Here is a 16,202-nt window from a genome sequence, read left to right on the forward strand (position 1 = left end):
CGTCCTTCACCGCACCCCCCACGGGAAACCCGAATGCGCCCGCTTGTTCGGTTCTGGGACCATGCGGGAATGATCGACCGTCTCGAACCACTGGTCCTCCGGCACACGTTCCGCGTCCCCCTGCCCGCAGGTCCCTCGGGTGAACCCACGAGTCCCTCGGGTGAAGCCACAGGCCCCGTGGGTGAAGGCGCCACCGCCGCACGGCAGTTCGACGCCGTGCTGCTCTCCGTGGGCTTCAAGCTCTCCGCCGAACTGCTGGAACGGCTGTCGGGGCTGCCCGAGGAGGCGGTCGTCCGTATCGCCGGACGCACGCTGCGGACCGTCCGCGAACTGGTCGGCGATCACGTGCGGCACAACGCCTACTTCATCGACTTCCCGGCCAACGTGCCCGACACCGTGGACTTCTGGATGTCGTGCGTCGCCGACGCGCTCGACGACGAGGAGACCTCGTCCGCGACGCTGAAGCAGTTGCGGGCCGGTGTGGTGAATCTGCTCGGACTGCCGACGTACGGCAGGTACCAGCACACGTACGCCGAACTGCTCGCCGCGCAGGACGAGTTGATCGCGGCGGCGGGCGACCGGCTCACGGTGCTGCACGCGGGCGGCGAGCTCGCCGGTGAACTCACCGTCCTGTACCTGGCGTTGGCGGGCAGCGTCACTCCCCTCAGCGAGGAGCACCAGGGTGATCTGCGGGCGCTGGCCGAGTGGTGCGCGGACGGGCCGCAGCCCGAGGCGATCCCGGTCCGGGAGAACCGGGCGATCGTCAACCAGGCCCGGATGAAGGCCGGTTCGGAGCTGTTGCTGGACACCGTGACCGATGTGCTGCGGCTGGCCTGCGCGCTGTCGGACGGTGATGTGACGCTGACGGAGCCGACCCGTTTCCGGTCGCCGTCGCGTCCGGTGCGGCGGGCGCTGCTCGCGGGGCTGGACTCCGTGATCGCCGCGTCCCCCGCCAAGCTCGCCGACGTGCACGCGCACCGCGAGGCGTGGAAGCGGCTCGGCGAGCGGCTGCACCCGCACGAGTACCCGCGCCTGCCGCGTGCCGCCGAGGTGTTCGCGGTCGCGCGCGGTGAGCTGAAGGCGCCGTCGTTCGACAGCCGGGTCGAGGAACTGCTCGCGGAGGCCAAGCTCTTGGACGCGGTGGAGCTGCTGAAGTCCGCGCCCGGCAAGCTGTTCCGCGCGCTGGACCGGCTGCTGCGCATGGCGCTCACGCAGGAGGAGCGGGACGCCGTGGTGGCCGCCGCCGAGCAGGTCGCGCCCGAGGTGTCGGGCCGGGTCGTGCTGTCGGTGCGCGAGCATCTGCACAACCGGGCCCGGGACACCGGGGAGTTGCGGGTCTTCGTGAACCGGCGCGGCCGCGCCTGGGTGACCGACGACGAGCGGTCGACCGTAGGACCGGCGGAGCGGGAACGGCTGATCGCCGCGCTCGACGACGAGACGCGGCGTCGACTGCCTTCTCCGGAGCGGCTGTTGGTCGATCCGGACATGCTGGACGTGGCGCTGCCGTTGAGCGGGAAGGCGACGGCGGCCGGGCTCGGAGTGCTGCCGCGCGGGTCCCTCTCCACGGTCGAGGGCGAGTTGCTGCGGTTCTTCGTGTACTGGAAGGAGACCGAGCGGCGCACCGACTTCGATCTGTCGGCGCTGATGCTCAACGCCGACTACTCGACGAACACGTGGCTGTCGTACACCTCGCTCACCGAGGTCGAGGGCGAGCACTCCGGTGACATCGTCGAAGCGCCGGACGGGGCCTCGGAGTTCATCAATCTGCGGCTGGGTGCCGTGCGCGGGGCGTTCGTCGTGCCGCAGGTCAACATCTTCGCGGGCGAGGGCTTCGAGGAGGTCGAGGAGTCGTTCTTCGGGTTCATGCTGCGCGAGGGCGAGCAGCAGGGGCGGCCGTTCGAGCCGCGGACCGTGCGGATGAAGTCGGAGCTGCGCGGGGTGGGCCGGGTCGCGCTGCCGCTGGTGTTCCTGCGCGGGGAGGACGGCGCCTGGCGCGCTAAGTGGCTGCACCTGTACCTCAAGGGCAGCCCGTCCGCGAACCGGGTCGAGGAGAACCGTGTGACGGTGGCCAACCTGCTGCGCGGGATCGTCGAGCGCGAGCAGCTCACCGTGCGCCATCTCGTCGGCCTGATGAGCGGGGAGGCGACGACGGTGACACTGTGGGACGGGGAGACAGTCCCTGACGAACCGGTCACCTTCATCGGGATGCGCCGCCCGGCCGAGCTGCCCGCCGGATCTCTTGTCGTCACTCCCGAAAATCTGCGCGACCTGATCCCCGCCTGACTGCTAACGTCGACCTCGGCGAGGCCATGGACGGACTTCCTTCTCAACCACTCTCTGAAATCAGTCCGTCCGCTTTCCTCGCCCTCGACGTTCCGTGAGGGGTGCCCCAGGGCGCCCCTCACGTTCTTTTTCCGCCGAAACCTCACTTCACCGACTTGTGGGACAATCCTCTATGCGCGGACGAAAGGCCACTTCAGTGAGCGGAACGCACGACGGGTCCGGCTACGACAGCCTTCGGCTCGACCGCACCGGTCAGGCCGAGGCCTTCGATGCCATCGGGGACCGGTACGACGAGGCCTTCCCGCACAAAGAGGGCCAGGTCGGCGCCGGTGACTGGCTGATCGAGTCCCTCGATCGAGGCGCCCGCGTGCTGGACCTCGGCTCCGGCACGGGTGTGCCGACCTCCCGGCAGCTGGCCGACGCGGGCTTCGAGGTCGTCGGCGTGGACTTCTCCGCCCGGATGGTGGCGCTGGCCCGGGACTACGTCCCCACCGCCACGTTCCACCAGCTGGACCTCGCCGACCTGCGCCCGGGCGGCTCCCGTGACCTGGGCCGTTTCGACGGGGTCGCCGCGTTCTTCTCCCTGCTGATGCTCCCGCGCGCCGAGATCCCGCTCGCCCTGCGCACGATCCACCACCTGCTGAATCCGGGCGGGCTGCTCGCCCTGTCGATGGTGGAGGCCCATGTGGACGACTTCGAGATCCCCTTCCTCGGCCACACGATCAGGGTCTCCGGCTATCTCCTCGAAGACCTGCACAAGGTCCTCGACACGGCCGGCTTCGAGGTCGTGAAGGAGAACTCCTACACCTACGCCCCGGCGACCGCCGACGTCCCGCCCGAGGAACAGGTCTTCCTCTGCTGCCGCCGGCGCGACTGAGGCCGTAGGACCGACACAGCGGCCGCTGCCGTACCAGTGACGGGACGAAGCGTGTGACGGAGCAACCCAGCCCCCGCGAAGGCCCCGCCGGAACCGCCCGGCGAGGCGCCCCGGCGAGCGGCCCGGCGCCCGTCGTACCGCTCGGCCGGACGCCCGTGCGGCAGATGGACCGGCTCCAGTACCTCGATGTCGCCACCCGGCGGATCGCCCGCGGGATGGACCTGGACGAGACGCTGCGGGAGCTGCGGTGGGCGGCGGTGCCCGCCTTCGCCGACGCGATCGTGATCCACCTGCACGATCCGCTGCCCGTCGGGGACGAGAAGTCGGCGGCGCCCGTCGTCCTGCAACTGCACAGCATCGACCGCGCGCCCGAGGCCAGGTCAGCGCTGCTGATGCCGCACGCCGAGTACGCGAGCGTGGCCGAGCGGGTGCAGCCGATGCTCGCGGGACGGCTCGCGAAGCTGCTCCTGGCCGGGCGCCCGGCCTTCGGCGACGCCCCGGGCATCCACCCCGCCGTGGCCGAACTGCTCGGCCCCGCGGCGAGCGCGCACGGCACGCTGCCGCCGGGCCGCCGCCTGATCATCGCCCCGCTGCACGGCCGCCACCACGTCATGGGCACCGTCGTCCTGCTGCGCCGCCCCGACCGCTCCGCGTTCACCACCGACGACCTGCTCGTCGCCTCGCAGCTCGCCACCCACACCGCGATCGGCGTCCAGAAGGCGGTGATGTACGGCCACGAGGCTTCCGTCGCCGACACCCTCCAGCACACAATGCTCCCGTCCTCGCTCCCCGAGCCGACCGGCATCCGGCTCGCCAGCCGCTATCTGCCCGCCTCGAAGACCGCGCAGGTCGGCGGCGACTGGTACGACGCGATCCCGCTGCCCGGCAGCCGGGTCGCGCTGATCGTCGGCGACGTCATGGGCCACTCCATGACCTCCGCCGCGATCATGGGCCAGCTGCGCACCATCGTGCAGACCCTCGCCGGCCTCGACCTCCCCCCGCACGAGGTCCTCCACCACCTAGACGAACAGGCCCAGCGCCTCGGCAGCGACCACATAGCGACCTGCCTGTACGCGATCTACGACCCGATCTCGCACCGCCTGCTCATGGCCAACGCCGGCCACCCGCCCGCCGTCCTGCTGCGCCCGAACGGCCACGCCGAGGTCCTCCAGGTCCCGCCGGGCGCGCCGATCGGCGTCGGCGGGGTCGTCTTCGAGTCCGTTGAAATGCCCGCGCCCACCGGCACCACGCTGGTCCTGTACACCGACGGCCTGGTCGAGTCCCGCGACACCGACGTGGGGACGGGTGTCGAGGCCCTGCGCACCCACCTCCAGTCCACCCCGCACCGGCACCGCCTGTCCTCGCTGGAGCGGCTCTGCGACCGCATCCTCACCGCGCTGGCCCCGGGCGCCCGCGACGACGACATCGCGCTGCTCACCGCCCGCTTCGCCGGCTTCCCGCCGGACAGCGTCGGCTACTGGCACCTCGACCCCCACCCCCTCACCGCGGGCCAGGCCCGCCGGCTGACCCGCAGGGTGCTGCGCCGCTGGGGCCTGGACGCCCTGCTCGACAGCACGGAACTCATGGTCAGCGAGGTCGTCACGAACGCCGTGCGGTACGCCTCCCGCCCCATCTCGCTACGGCTGCTGCGCACCGACGTGCTGCGCTGCGAGGTCACCGACGACTCGCCGCAGGTGCCCCGCATGCGGCAGGCCGCGCCCGGCGACGAGGGCGGCCGGGGCCTGTTCCTGGTCGACCGGCTCGCCCACCGCTGGGGAGCGACGCGGCTGAGCACGGGCAAGGTCGTGTGGTTCGAGCAGCAGATACCGAAGGGCCAGCAATCCCAAGGGAGTTGATGCTCAGACCGGCCCAACTCCCGTGCCGCCCTTGAGGCGTTGGAGATCGGAGGGCCGAACCTGGATGACCACCACGGCGATCAAGGCAGCGACGACAGTGAAGATCGCCGCCATCACGAACGCGGCCGAGACACCGGCGGTGAGGACGTGATCGCCCCAGGCGCCCGGGAGTTGACCGGTCCGCTGGAAACGGATGCGCTCGGCCGGGGTCGCCCGGGACAGGAACGCCGGGATCTGGTCCCTCGCCTCGTTGCGGCTGGCCGTGCCGAACATCGTGACCAGGATGGACAGCCCGAGCGACCCGCCCACCTGCTGCATGACGTTGAGGAGTCCGGAGGCCGCGCCGGTCTCCTGGACGGGCACGTCGGAGAGCGCCATCAGGGTCAGCGAGACGAACTCCATGCCCATGCCGAGGCTGAACACCAGCATCGGGCCCAGGACGCTGCCGAGGTAGGTGGAGTCGACGTCCGTCAGCGTCAGCCAGGCCAGGCCGCCCGCCGCGAGAACCGCGCCCACCACCATGAACGGCTTGGGGCCGTAGGTCGGCAGGAACCGTGAGGCCAGCCCCGCGCCGACCGCGATGACGGCACTGACCGGCAGGAAGGCGAAGCCGGCCATGAGCGGGCTGAAGCCCAGCACGTCCTGCACGAAGAGGGTGAGGAAGAAGAACATCCCGAAGATCGCGGCGGAGAGGCAGAGCATGATGCCGTACGTCCCGGCGCGGTTGCGGTCGCGGAACATGCGCAGCGGGGTGATCGGCTGCCGGGAGCGCCGCTCGACCAGCACGAACAGGGCGAGCACGACCACGGCCGCGCCGAAGGAGGCCAGCGTGAGCCAGTCCCGCCAGCCCTCCTGCGCGGCCCGGATGAAGCCGTAGACGAGGAACACCAGGCCCACGGTGGAGGTCAGCGCGCCGGTGATGTCGAAGTGGCCCGGGTGGCGTTCGGACTCCTTGATCCAGCGCGGGGTGGCGAGGACGATGAGCAGTCCGATCGGGACGTTGACGAAGAGCACCCAGCGCCAGTTCAGCCACTCGACGAGGATCCCGCCCATCAGCAGTCCGATCGCGCCGCCACCGGCCGAGACACCGGCGAAGACCCCGAACGCCCGGTTGCGTTCCGGGCCTTCGCGGAACGTCGTGCTGATCAGGGCGAGCGAGGTCGGCGAGGCGATGGCACCGCCGACGCCCTGGAGGGCGCGCGCGGCGAGGAGTTCACCGGAGTTCTGCGACAACCCGCCCAGCAGGGAGGCGAGGACGAAGAGCAGCACCCCGAACACGAACACCCGCCGCCGCCCGAGGATGTCCCCGGCCCGCCCGCCAAGGAGCAGCAGACCGCCGAAGGTGAGGGTGTACGCGTTGACGACCCAGGCCAGGCTGGTGGTGGAGAACCCCAGCGAACTCTGGATGTGCGGAAGCGCGATGTTCACGATGGTGATGTCGAGGACCACCATCAGCTGACAGGACGCGATGACCAGCAACGCCATCGTGCTTCCGCCACCGCCGGTGTTCCGGGTGGTGGTCTGCGCTGCGGAGGCTTGCTGAGGACTGCTGCTCATGGCGGATCGCACTCACGAGAGCCCGGTGAACGGTTCCGTCCACTGGTTGCTCACCGTTCGACGGTACGCCCGCCCCTTCCTCCCCACCACTCGATCATCACGAGCGCAGGCGCTAGGTTCACACATGACAGGACATGGGGTGAAGCCATTGGTGACCGAGGTCGTCGTCGACGGACGGACACTGTCCTACGGCGATGTCGTCGCCGTCGCCCACCACGGCGCCCAAGTCGCCCTGGCGGACGGGGTGTTGCCGCGTCTGGCCCGCGAACGGGCGGTCGTGGACGACGTGGTCGACCGCCAGATCCCGACCTACGGCCTGACGACAGGCCTCGGCGCCCGCTCCTCCTACGCCCTCCCCCGCACGGAACTCGACGCGTTCAGCGTCCGCACGGTCCGGGGCCGCGCGAACGCGGTCGGCGATCCACTGCCGACCCCCGTCGTACGCGCCGCCCTCCTCGCCCGCGTCAACGGCCTCGCGGGCGGCGGCAGCGGAGTCCGGCCGGAGATCGTACGGCTGCTCGTAGCGCTGCTCAACGCGCGGGTGCATCCGGTGATCCCCGAGGTGGGCTCGATCGGTGCGTCCGACCTCTGCCAGATGGCACACGTCGGCCTGGTCGTCATCGGCGAGGGCAGCGCGGAGTACGGCGATGAGGTGCTCGACGGCGCCACGGCCCTGCGCCGGGCCGGTCTCACCGCGGCGCACCTCGGCCCGAGGGACGGCCATGTGCTGTGCAGCGCAAGCCCGTTGGCGGCCGGCGTCGGCGCTCTCGCCCTGCACGAGGCGGGCGCACTGCTCGCGCTGGCGCAGGCGGTCACGGCACTGACCTACGAGGGCTTCCGGGCCAACACCAGTCCGCTCGACACCCGGGTCCTGGCGCTCCGTCCCGCTCCCGGACAGTCCCGGGCGGCGGCCGAGCTCCTCGCCCTCCTGACCGACGGCGAGTTGACCGACCCACGCAACGCCCGCCGGGTCCAGGACCCGGTCAGCCTGCGGTGTGCAGCGCAGGTGCATGGTGCGGGGTACGCGGCCCTGGACTTCGCGGACGCCGCGCTGGGGCCGGAGTTGAACGGGTGCGGGGACAATCCGGTGGTGCTGATGGGGGCCGGGGGCGACCTGAAGGAGCGGCCCGGTACCGGAGAAGGCCCTGAACTCCCGTACAGCGCGGGTGAGATCGTCTCGTCCGGGAACTTCCACACCCCCGCCCTGGCCCTCGCCTTCGACACCCTCGCACTCGCCCTGACCCAGACCGCGGCGATCTCCGCCGAACGCATGCGCCGACTGCTCGACCCGAACGTCAGCGGGCTCCCCGCGAACCTCTCGCCGTACGGTCCGGAGCGTTCGGGGTTCGCGCCGCTGGTGAAGACAGCTCAGGCGCTGGTCGCCGAGATCCGGATGCTGGCCCTGCCCGTGTGCGTCGATCCCCGGCAGGGCGCGGACGCCGTGGAGGACGACTCGACCAACGCGGCGCTCGGTGCGCGGCGGTTGACGACGATGCTCGGCCGACTGCGCCAACTCCTCGCCGTGGAGGCGGTGGTGGCCGCGCAGGCGGTCGATCTGGCGGCGCCAGGCACGTTGGGGCGGGGGCCGGAGTTCCTGCGTCGTGCGATCCGCGAGGTCGTGCCCACCCTGAACGACGACCGGCCAGGCGGTGTGGACGTGGAGACGGTGAGCCGCGACATCCTGGGGTCCGACGACGTCCGCAGCACACTGAACGCCTTGGCGGGAGAAGCGACATGACCAACGTCGACGTACACCAGCATCTGTGGACCCCATCGCTGGTGACGGCTCTGCGTGCCCGCCGCGAACCGCCGTACCTGGACGGCTGGACACTGTTCCTGGACGGTGAACCACCCTTCGAGATACCGCCCGCCGACCACGACATCGATCGGCGCGCGGAACTCGCCGCCGCCGACGGCCTCGGCCGGGTCCTTCTCTCGCTGTCCGCCCCGATCGGCGTGGAGTGGCTGCCCGAGGCCGAGGCGCGGCCCCTCCTCGACGCCTACCACGACGGCGCGGCCGCGCTGCCCGAGCCGTTCGGGGCGTGGGCCGCGGCCTGCGTACGGGACATCGACGCGGAGGCGACCGCCAAGGACCTCGACCGGGGCTTCGCCGGCCTCCAGCTCCCCGCCAACTCCCTTGCCGACGCAGCCGGTTACGCCCGCTGCGCCCCACTCCTCGACCTCCTCGAAGAACGCGACCTCCCCCTCTTCGTCCACCCGGGGCCTGCCGTTGGCTCCTCGGCGGACCCCGCCTGGTGGCCCGCGCTGGTTCCGTACGTCCAGCAGATGCACGCCAGTTGGTACGCCTTCCGCGCCTTCGGCCGCCCCCGCCATCCACGCCTCCGCGTGTGCTTCGCCCTGCTCGCCGGACTCGCCCCGCTGCACGGGGAGCGCCTGGCGGCCCGTGGCGGGCGGCAACTGGAGGGCGACCAGGGCGTGTTCGTCGAGACGTCCTCCTACGGCCCGACCGCCGTCGACGCGATCGTGCGCGCCCTCGGCGTCGACTCCGTCGTCCAGGGCTCGGACCGCCCGTACGCGGAGCCGCCCCGCCACCCGGGGTACGGGTTGGGCGGGGCGGCGGCCTACGCCTTTCGCATCGCCAATCCGCGACGGCTCCTCACCGGGGAGGGGTGACGGGGCGTCAATTCGCCGCGTTCATCAGGTCGAGCGCGCTCTGTTGCCGGGCCGCGTCGGTGGAGTCCAGCGGTCCGGCCCAGTGCAGCCCGTACGCGTCGAGGGAGTTGCGGTCGTTCGCGTAGGCCGTGTCCGCCTGACGTTTGATGTAGGAGGTGTAAGGGCGGTCCGACAAGCGGGAGTTGAAGGCGCTCAGACCTCGGACGTACGCACCCTTGAAGGACGGACCGTCCCCGCCGCAGCCACTCGTCTCGCATGGTTCCCGCAGGATTCCACCGGAGTTGAGGGCCGTCGACGTGGTCGAGGCATCCCCGATCTGACGGCCGGTCGTGAGCAGACCGGCGTCCCCCGTCGCCCGGTACAGCTCCGACAGACCGCCGAGCAGCACGCCCTGGTTGTACGACCACGTGGTGTCGCCGTTGTTGCCGCAGGTCGCCAGGTTGATGCCGTCGTTGACGAGGTGGGAGCCGTTGATCATGCCGGTGCCCTTGAACCACGACCACTCGGCGTTGGCCCGGCCGAGGTACGCCGTGTCGCCCGAGATGCGGTTGTGCAGCGCGGCGTTCAGCTCCAGGTAGAGGGAGTTCGCGATGGCGTTCTTGTAGGTCTTGGCGGTGCTCCACCACACCCCGCCGCCACATGTGTTGTCCCAGTACCGCGCCATGTAATCGGCGTCCGCACGGGCGGTGTTGAGGTACCGGCTGTCACCGGTGAGGTCGTACGCGTCGACCCAGGCCAGCCCCCACCACCCCGTGTCGTCGATGTAGTCGTTGGTGAAGTTGCCGCCCTGGGCGGAGAGGTTGCGGTCGTAGGTGTTGGCGATCGCGTACTTGTAGCTGCCCATGCCGGTGACGCGGACGTTGTCGATGAGGGCGGTCAGGGCGTTGGCCGAGTTCCACCAGCCGGTGGTGTCGAAGAGGCCGGTGCCCAGGTTGTACGACTGCATCAGTGCCGTGGCGGCGGCAGTTGGGCGGCTGCCCGCGTTCCACGTCGTGCGGGCCCAGGACGTACAGGCGATCTCGCCCCGGTCCCCCGCCTTGCCGCAGGCGCGCAGGGCGCCGACGCCGAGGGCGTTCCAGTCGTCGACGTTGTACATCAGGGTGCGCCAACCGCCTTGCCCCGCAGGGATGGTGGTGTCGCCGAGCTTGCTGCCGGAGGACCAGGTGCGGCCGCCGTCGAAGGACCGGTCGAGCCAGACCTCGTCACCGGGGCTGCCGTTGGTGATCGAGGCCCAGCCCATCGCGTCGGTGTCGTCGAAGTGGAGGGAGATGCTGCGGGAGTAGATGGTCGCGCTCACCGGCTGGCGGTCGCCCGGGGAGAGGGCCGGGTCGCGGGCGTCGCAGTACTTGTTGCAGATCGACGCCTGGGCGGCGGCGGTCGCGACGCCGGTGGAGACCGGCATGAACAGGGCCAGGGCGGCGATCAGGCCGGTCCCGACTCTCCTGATGTGTCGTGCTGTTGAGGTCATGCCGGCTCCATCGAGGTGGGGGGAGAGTACGGGAGGTCAGCCCAGGCGCCACTGCTGGTTGGCGCCGCCGTTGCAGGACCAGAGTTCCAGCGCGGTGCCGTTGACGTTGCCTGCGGGCTGGTCGCCCCCGGTGACGTCGAGGCAGAGGCCCGACTGGGTGCCGGTGATCGTGCCGTTGGGGTTGACGCTCCACTTCTGGTTGGCGCCGCCGTTGCAGCCGTAGAGCTGGACCTTGGTGCCGTTGCTGGTCTGGTTGTTGTAGGCGTCCAGGCACTGGGTGCCGCCGTAGAGCCGGAGTTCACCGGCGGCGGTGATGGTCACGGCCTGGTTGGTGCCGCCGCCGCAGTCCCAGATCTCGATCTTCGTGCCGGGGGTGGTCTCGCCGTTGTAGGCGTCGAGGCAGCGGTTGGAGGAGGCGCCGATCAGCGGGTGGGTGGTGCCGACGCTGGTGCCGCTGCCGACGGAGACCCGGTACATCACCGAGCCGTGGCCGGGGACGCTCGCCGAGATGCTGCCGCTCGTGCTGCTGACGACGTGCGACCAGAGGTTGTTGAGCTTGTACGAGGACGCCGAAGGAAGGCCGGCCGCCGTCGCCGAGGTGGTGATGGTGGCGGCAGAGGAGTTCTCGTTGAAGAGGACCACCGAGACGTCGCCGTTGGCGAGGGGCTTGGAAAGGACGTGCAGGCCACCGGAGTTGGAGATCTCGGTGCCCTGCTTGCCCAGGGAGTCCTGGTCCACGGCGATGACGTCCTTGTTGCCGTAGAGGGAGAGCGTGGCGGCGGTGGCCTTGCGCAGGTCGGTGCCGGCGATCAGGGGCGCGGCCATCTCCGACCAGAGGCTGAAGTGGGAGCGGTCCTCGGTGAACGACATGCCGTTGCCGACCTCCAGCATGTCGGGGTCGTTCCAGGCGCCGGGCTTGGCGTACGCGGCGAGTTTGACGTTGGCCTTGTAAATGGACACCACCGTCGAGAAGTTGACGTTGATGTCGTCGGTCGTGCGCCAGCTGTTTCCGACGCCCGCGCCCCAGGTCCACACATCGGCCAGACCCCAGTTGCAGAGGCTGTAGACGATTGGGCGGCCGGTGTTGGCGAGGGCGTCACGCATCGCGGTGTAGCGCTGCTGGTCGGGCACGTTCTGGTGATTGCAGTTGTCGTACTTCAGGTAGTCGACGCCCCACGCGGCGAAGCTGTTCGCGTCGGTCTGCTCATGGCCGAGGCTGCCGGGGTAGCCCGCGCAGGTGGCGGTGCCGGCGCTCTCGTAGATGCCGAGCTTGAGGCCTTTGCTGTGGACGTAGGCGGCGGTGCCGCTGATGCCGTTCGGGAACTTGACCGGATCCGGGACGAGTTGACCGGCGGAGTTGCGGGCCGAGGTCATCCAGCAGTCGTCGATGTTGACGTACTGGTACCCGGCGTCCTTCAGCCCGGACGAGACGAGGTAGTCGGCGGTCTGCTCGACCAGTTGCTCCGTCACGTTGCAGCCGAAGGCGTTCCAGTCGTTCCAGCCCATCGGGGGCGTCTTCGCAAGGCCGTTGTCGAGGGCCTGCGCGGGCGGCGCGGCGCGCAGCACCAGCAGGGCCGGGACGAGGGCAAGGAGCAGCACCATCGTGAGGGCGGCGCTCAGACGTCTCTTGAAGGGTGACGGGACGGTCATGTCGAGGTCTCCTGCTTCGCCGTGTGGGGCCGGTCGAACTCACCTTTGGAAACGTAACCATCGTGCAGGTTCCATCAGCGCAGCCGCGTCGTCAATGGTCCGGACCACAATGTCCCGCGAGTGAACTTCCCGTGCTGTCGGGGGCGTTGACGACCTCATGAGTCGATGGCAACGTTTCCATCATCCCTACCCGTTTTCGTCACCCGCCCCTTTGGAGGCCTCCATGTCCCCGCGCCCCTCCCGGCGAGTGATGCTCGGCTCCGGTCTGGCCGCGCTGGCGGCCACGACGGCCACACCGGCGAACGCGGCCGAACGCCCCGGCGCCACAAGGGCGTTGACCCGCGCGAGAGACGCGTACGCCGCCCTGAACAGACACTTCGACGCGACCGACGGCTCCGGGCTGGTCCGCGAGCAGATTCCGGCGGCGAGCGGCGACAACCGGTACTCGTACGAATGGCCCTTCTCGCAGGTGCACATCGCCGCCCTCGATCTCACCGCCGTGGACGGGCAGTTCGAGCCGGAGCTGGCACGACGGGCGGCTGCGCAGGAGCACTACTGGAACGCCGGCGGGGGCACGACCAGGCTGCCCGGGTACGCCTCCTACGCCGTCGCGCCGTACGGCTCGGGCGGTGACATGTTCTACGACGACAACGAGTGGGTCGGGCTGGCGAAGGTCCAGCGGTATCTGCAGACCGGGGACACCGCCGCGCTGGCCCGGGCGAAGGAGATCTTCGACCTGGTCAAGTCCGGCTGGGACAACGACAGCAGCCATGCCGCGCCCGGCGGGGTCTTCTGGACGCAGGCCGACTGGAGCCACGACCGCAACACCGTCTCGAACATGCCCGGCGCCCAACTCGCCCTGCGCCTGCACCAGATCACCGGCGAAGCCGACTATCTCAACTGGGCGCAACGCTTCTACGACTGGACGAACGCGCATCTGCAGGGCCCAACTGGCCTGTACTGGGACCACCTTGACCTGCAAGGGACCATCGAGAAGACCATCTGGTCCTACAACCAGGGCGTGCCGGTCGGCGTAGCCGTGCTGCTGTACCAAGTCACGCGCGACCGCGCCTACTTGCGTCAGGCCGAGCAGGTCGCCGCAGCCGCATACGCCTACTACGTCACCCAGGGCCGCCTGTTCACGCAGCCCGTGTTCTTCAACTCGATCTTCTTCAAGAACCTGCTGCTCCTGGAGTCGGTGACCGGGAAGGACACCTACCACTGGGCGATGGCCGACTACGCCGACCAGGTGTGGGACACGATGCGGGATCCCGCCACCGGTCTCGTGCACTTCGACTCGGCCGGTGGGACGCAGGCGATCCAGCAGGCGGCCCTCGTGCAGCTCTACGCCGTGCTCGCCTGGCCGCGCGCCAAGTGGCGGATCCTGTACTGACGTTACGGGTGGCCGATCTCCCCGGTGCCGCGTGCGATCAGCTGCACCGGGAGGACGGTGCGGTGGGAGGGGCTGTCGTCGCCGTCGATGCGGTCCAGCAGGATGTGGGCTGCCCGGCGGCCGAGTTCCTCGGTGTCGGAGGTGACGACGGTGACCGGGGTGGGGAGCATGTCGGCGAGCTTGAAATCGTCGAACCCCACGACGGCGATAGAGACTTGGAGGTCGCGGCAGGCCCGCAGCACGCCCTCGGTGAGGAAGCCCGTGGTGGAGAAGACCGCGGTGGGCGGGTTCGCCGAGGTGAGCAGGGCTCGGGTGGCGGCCTCGGCCTCCTCGGTGGTGCCGCGGCGCAGGGTGACGACCAGGTCGTTGTCGGGCTCGATGCCGCTGCGGCGCAACGCCTTGCGGTACCCGCGCAGCCGTCGGCCGGTGCTGTAGTACGAGGGCGCGACGAGGATCGCGATACGACGGTGGCCCTGGTCGACGAGGTGCTGCGTCGCCTTGTGTCCGCCGTCCTCGTTGTCGACCAGGACGACATCGGCCTCGGCGCCGGTGGCCGGCCGGTCGACGAAGACGATGGGCACGTGGTCGTGGCCGTTGATCTCGTTCAGGAAGGCGTGGTCGCCCTGGTCGGGGACGATGATGAGCCCGGCGACGCGGCGGCCGATCAGCTCGCCCACGGCCCGGCGTTCGACCTCGGGGTCCTCGTCCGCGGTGCTCAACAGGACCGCGTAGCCTGCCTCGTTGGCGACTTCCACGGCGGCCTTGGCGAGGGAGGCGTAGAACGGGTTGGTGAGGTCGCCCAGCAGCAGCCCGATGGTCATGGAGTTCTGGCCGGGGCGCAGGGAGCGCGCGATCTCGTTGCGCTGGTAGCCGATCGCGGTGATCGCCGCGTTCACGCGCTCGGCCGTCTCCTCGCGGACCGTGCCGATGCCGTTGACGACGCGGGAGACGGTGACGACGGCGACTCCGGCCCGCTCCGCGACGTCGCGCATCGTGGGCCTGGTGTTCTGGCGGTGCGGGGGACGACTGCTCACGTGAGTTGAAGACCAACCTTCCATCGCGTACCGGGGGCCGGGACCGCCCTCAGGATACGTATCGGGTCCCGGCCCGCCGCTCGGCCCGGGACGCTAACTGTTGTTCTTGATCACATCGTTGATCTTGTCGGTCATCGTCTGGAGGTCGGAGAGCGGCTTCTTGCCGTTGAGGATGTCCGGCCAGTAGGCGGTGATCAAGTCATTTGACTGGCTCGCCCACTGGGTGGTGAAGCGCACGCCGATGGTGGTCGGGGTGTTCAGTCCCGCCTTGACGGTGGCCGCGACGGTCGTCTGTCCGGCCTTGTCGAGGGCGCCGAAGTAGGCGTTCTGGGCGGAGAGATAGGCCGGGGCCGCGACCGGGGAGTCGGGCAGCACCTTGGTCCACACCGTGGAGTCGAGGTACTTGAGGACCTTGAAGGTGGCGTCCGCGTTCTGGGTGTACGACGGGGTGCAGATGCCCACGGCGTCGTAGAGGGTGGCGGGCTTGTCGACCTGGGGCAGGGGCGCGAAGCCGTACTTGATCTTCGGCTTGTCGGTGAGGAAGCCCGCGGCCAGCCACTGACCGCTCCACAGCATCGGGATCTGTCCGGCGGCGAACAGGCCCTGCTGGTTGCTGATGTCGTAGCCGGGCGGCGCGATGGCTCCGCTCTTGATACCCGCCACGACCTTGCTGACGCCCTCGGTGTACGTCGGGTCGATGGTCGTCCTGGTGGGCTGGTGCACGTTGTCGGCAAAGGGCTTGCCGCCCGCGGACAAGGCGTACGTGCTGAGGGAGAACGGCCCGTCCGTGGAGGTCAACGCGTCCGCGACCAGGCCGTACTTGGCGCCCTTGGCGTGCAGCTTGGCTGCGGCGTCGAACATCTGGTCCCAGGTCCAGCCGGCGGCGGGCACGGTGATTCCGGCGGCCTTGAAGGCGTCGACGTCGTACCAGATGCCGTAGGTGTTCAGCAGGGAGGGGACGCCGCCTATCTTGCCGTCGGCGGTCTTCCAGTTCTTCATCGTGGACGAGACGAAGCTGCTCGCGCCGAAGTCGCTGGAGCCGGAGAGCCGGGAGGCCCAGTCGGTGAGGAGGCCCTGGCTGGTGTACTGCTGCTCGGTGTCGTTGCCGCACCAGAACAGGTCGGGCAGCTTCTTGGCCTGGGTCAGGGCCGCGAGTTTGTCGCTGTAGTTGCCGTTCGGGGTGTCGACGCGCTTGACCGTGATGTTCGGGTCGTGGAAGCCGGTCAGGGCCTGGTCGATGGCCTTGTTGGTGGCGGCGGACTCCCAGGTCATGAGGGTGACCGTGACCTTGCCGTCCGACTGCTTCCCGGACGAGCCGCCGCAGGCCGCCGTCGCGAGCAGTCCCCCCGCCGACAGCAACACTCCGGCGCAACGGATCCATCGTTTCATCGTGGCCTCCTGATACCTGGCTGGCATACGGCTCGCTGGCATACGGCTCGTAGGTGGGTCG

The 16,202-nt window shown here is 69.9% G+C and carries 11 protein-coding genes; 6 read left to right on the plus strand and 5 right to left on the minus strand.

Translation table 11 applies throughout. The features are described from left to right. Positions 1-69: 69 nt before the first annotated feature. The 3 genes from R2B38_RS02715 to R2B38_RS02725 all read left to right on the plus strand — a co-directional run bounded on the left by R2B38_RS02715 (position 70) and on the right by R2B38_RS02725 (position 5,016). The gene (locus R2B38_RS02715; RefSeq protein ID WP_318014768.1) at positions 70-2,283 is read left to right on the plus strand and encodes a hypothetical protein; all 2,214 of its coding nucleotides are present in this window, start codon (positions 70-72) and stop codon (positions 2,281-2,283) included. A 172-nt stretch (positions 2,284-2,455) separates the two neighbouring features. Next, positions 2,456-3,160, plus strand: coding sequence for a class I SAM-dependent DNA methyltransferase (locus tag R2B38_RS02720; RefSeq protein ID WP_411978419.1), 705 nt, complete (start codon positions 2,456-2,458; stop codon positions 3,158-3,160). 164 nt (positions 3,161-3,324) lie between these two features. Further along, positions 3,325-5,016, plus strand: coding sequence for a SpoIIE family protein phosphatase (locus tag R2B38_RS02725; protein ID WP_318021573.1), 1,692 nt, complete (start codon positions 3,325-3,327; stop codon positions 5,014-5,016). Positions 5,017-5,019: 3 nt separating this feature from the next. Here the strand turns inward: R2B38_RS02725 and R2B38_RS02730 are convergent, their stop codons facing one another. Continuing rightward, on the minus strand, positions 5,020-6,501 hold the full coding sequence (locus R2B38_RS02730) for an MFS transporter (protein ID WP_318021574.1): 1,482 nt from the start codon (positions 6,499-6,501) through the stop codon (positions 5,020-5,022). A gap of 211 nt (positions 6,502-6,712) precedes the next feature. Between R2B38_RS02730 and R2B38_RS02735 the strand changes: the two genes are divergently transcribed. After that, positions 6,713-8,311: an aromatic amino acid lyase gene (locus R2B38_RS02735; RefSeq protein ID WP_318014770.1), complete on the plus strand. Its 1,599-nt coding sequence runs from the start codon at positions 6,713-6,715 to the stop codon at positions 8,309-8,311. After that, on the plus strand, positions 8,308-9,207 hold the full coding sequence (locus R2B38_RS02740; protein WP_318014771.1) for an amidohydrolase family protein: 900 nt from the start codon (positions 8,308-8,310) through the stop codon (positions 9,205-9,207). The genes R2B38_RS02735 and R2B38_RS02740 overlap by 4 nt, the downstream gene beginning before the upstream one ends. 7 nt (positions 9,208-9,214) lie before the next feature. On the opposite strand, the gene R2B38_RS02745 is transcribed toward R2B38_RS02740, so the two are convergent. Next, positions 9,215-10,675, minus strand: coding sequence for a glycoside hydrolase family 76 protein (locus R2B38_RS02745; RefSeq protein WP_318014772.1), 1,461 nt, complete (start codon positions 10,673-10,675; stop codon positions 9,215-9,217). A gap of 36 nt (positions 10,676-10,711) precedes the next feature. Then, the gene (locus R2B38_RS02750; protein ID WP_318014773.1) at positions 10,712-12,325 is read right to left on the minus strand and encodes a glycoside hydrolase family 27 protein; all 1,614 of its coding nucleotides are present in this window, start codon (positions 12,323-12,325) and stop codon (positions 10,712-10,714) included. A gap of 223 nt (positions 12,326-12,548) precedes the next feature. On the opposite strand from R2B38_RS02750, the gene R2B38_RS02755 reads away from it, so the two are divergent. Further along, positions 12,549-13,718 carry a glycoside hydrolase family 76 protein gene (locus R2B38_RS02755; protein ID WP_318014774.1) on the plus strand — a complete coding sequence of 390 codons (1,170 nt, stop codon included), beginning with the start codon at positions 12,549-12,551 and terminating at the stop codon, positions 13,716-13,718. A gap of 2 nt (positions 13,719-13,720) precedes the next feature. Here R2B38_RS02755 and R2B38_RS02760 read toward each other — a convergent pair whose 3' ends face one another. Further along, positions 13,721-14,752: a LacI family DNA-binding transcriptional regulator gene (locus R2B38_RS02760; protein WP_318014775.1), complete on the minus strand. Its 1,032-nt coding sequence runs from the start codon at positions 14,750-14,752 to the stop codon at positions 13,721-13,723. 93 nt (positions 14,753-14,845) lie between these two features. Next, positions 14,846-16,141, minus strand: a complete 1,296-nt coding sequence (locus R2B38_RS02765) for an ABC transporter substrate-binding protein (RefSeq protein WP_318014776.1) — start codon at positions 16,139-16,141, stop codon at positions 14,846-14,848. Positions 16,142-16,202 lie beyond the last annotated feature (61 nt).

Source organism: Streptomyces sp. N50 (assembly GCF_033335955.1).
Classification (GTDB): domain Bacteria; phylum Actinomycetota; class Actinomycetes; order Streptomycetales; family Streptomycetaceae; genus Streptomyces.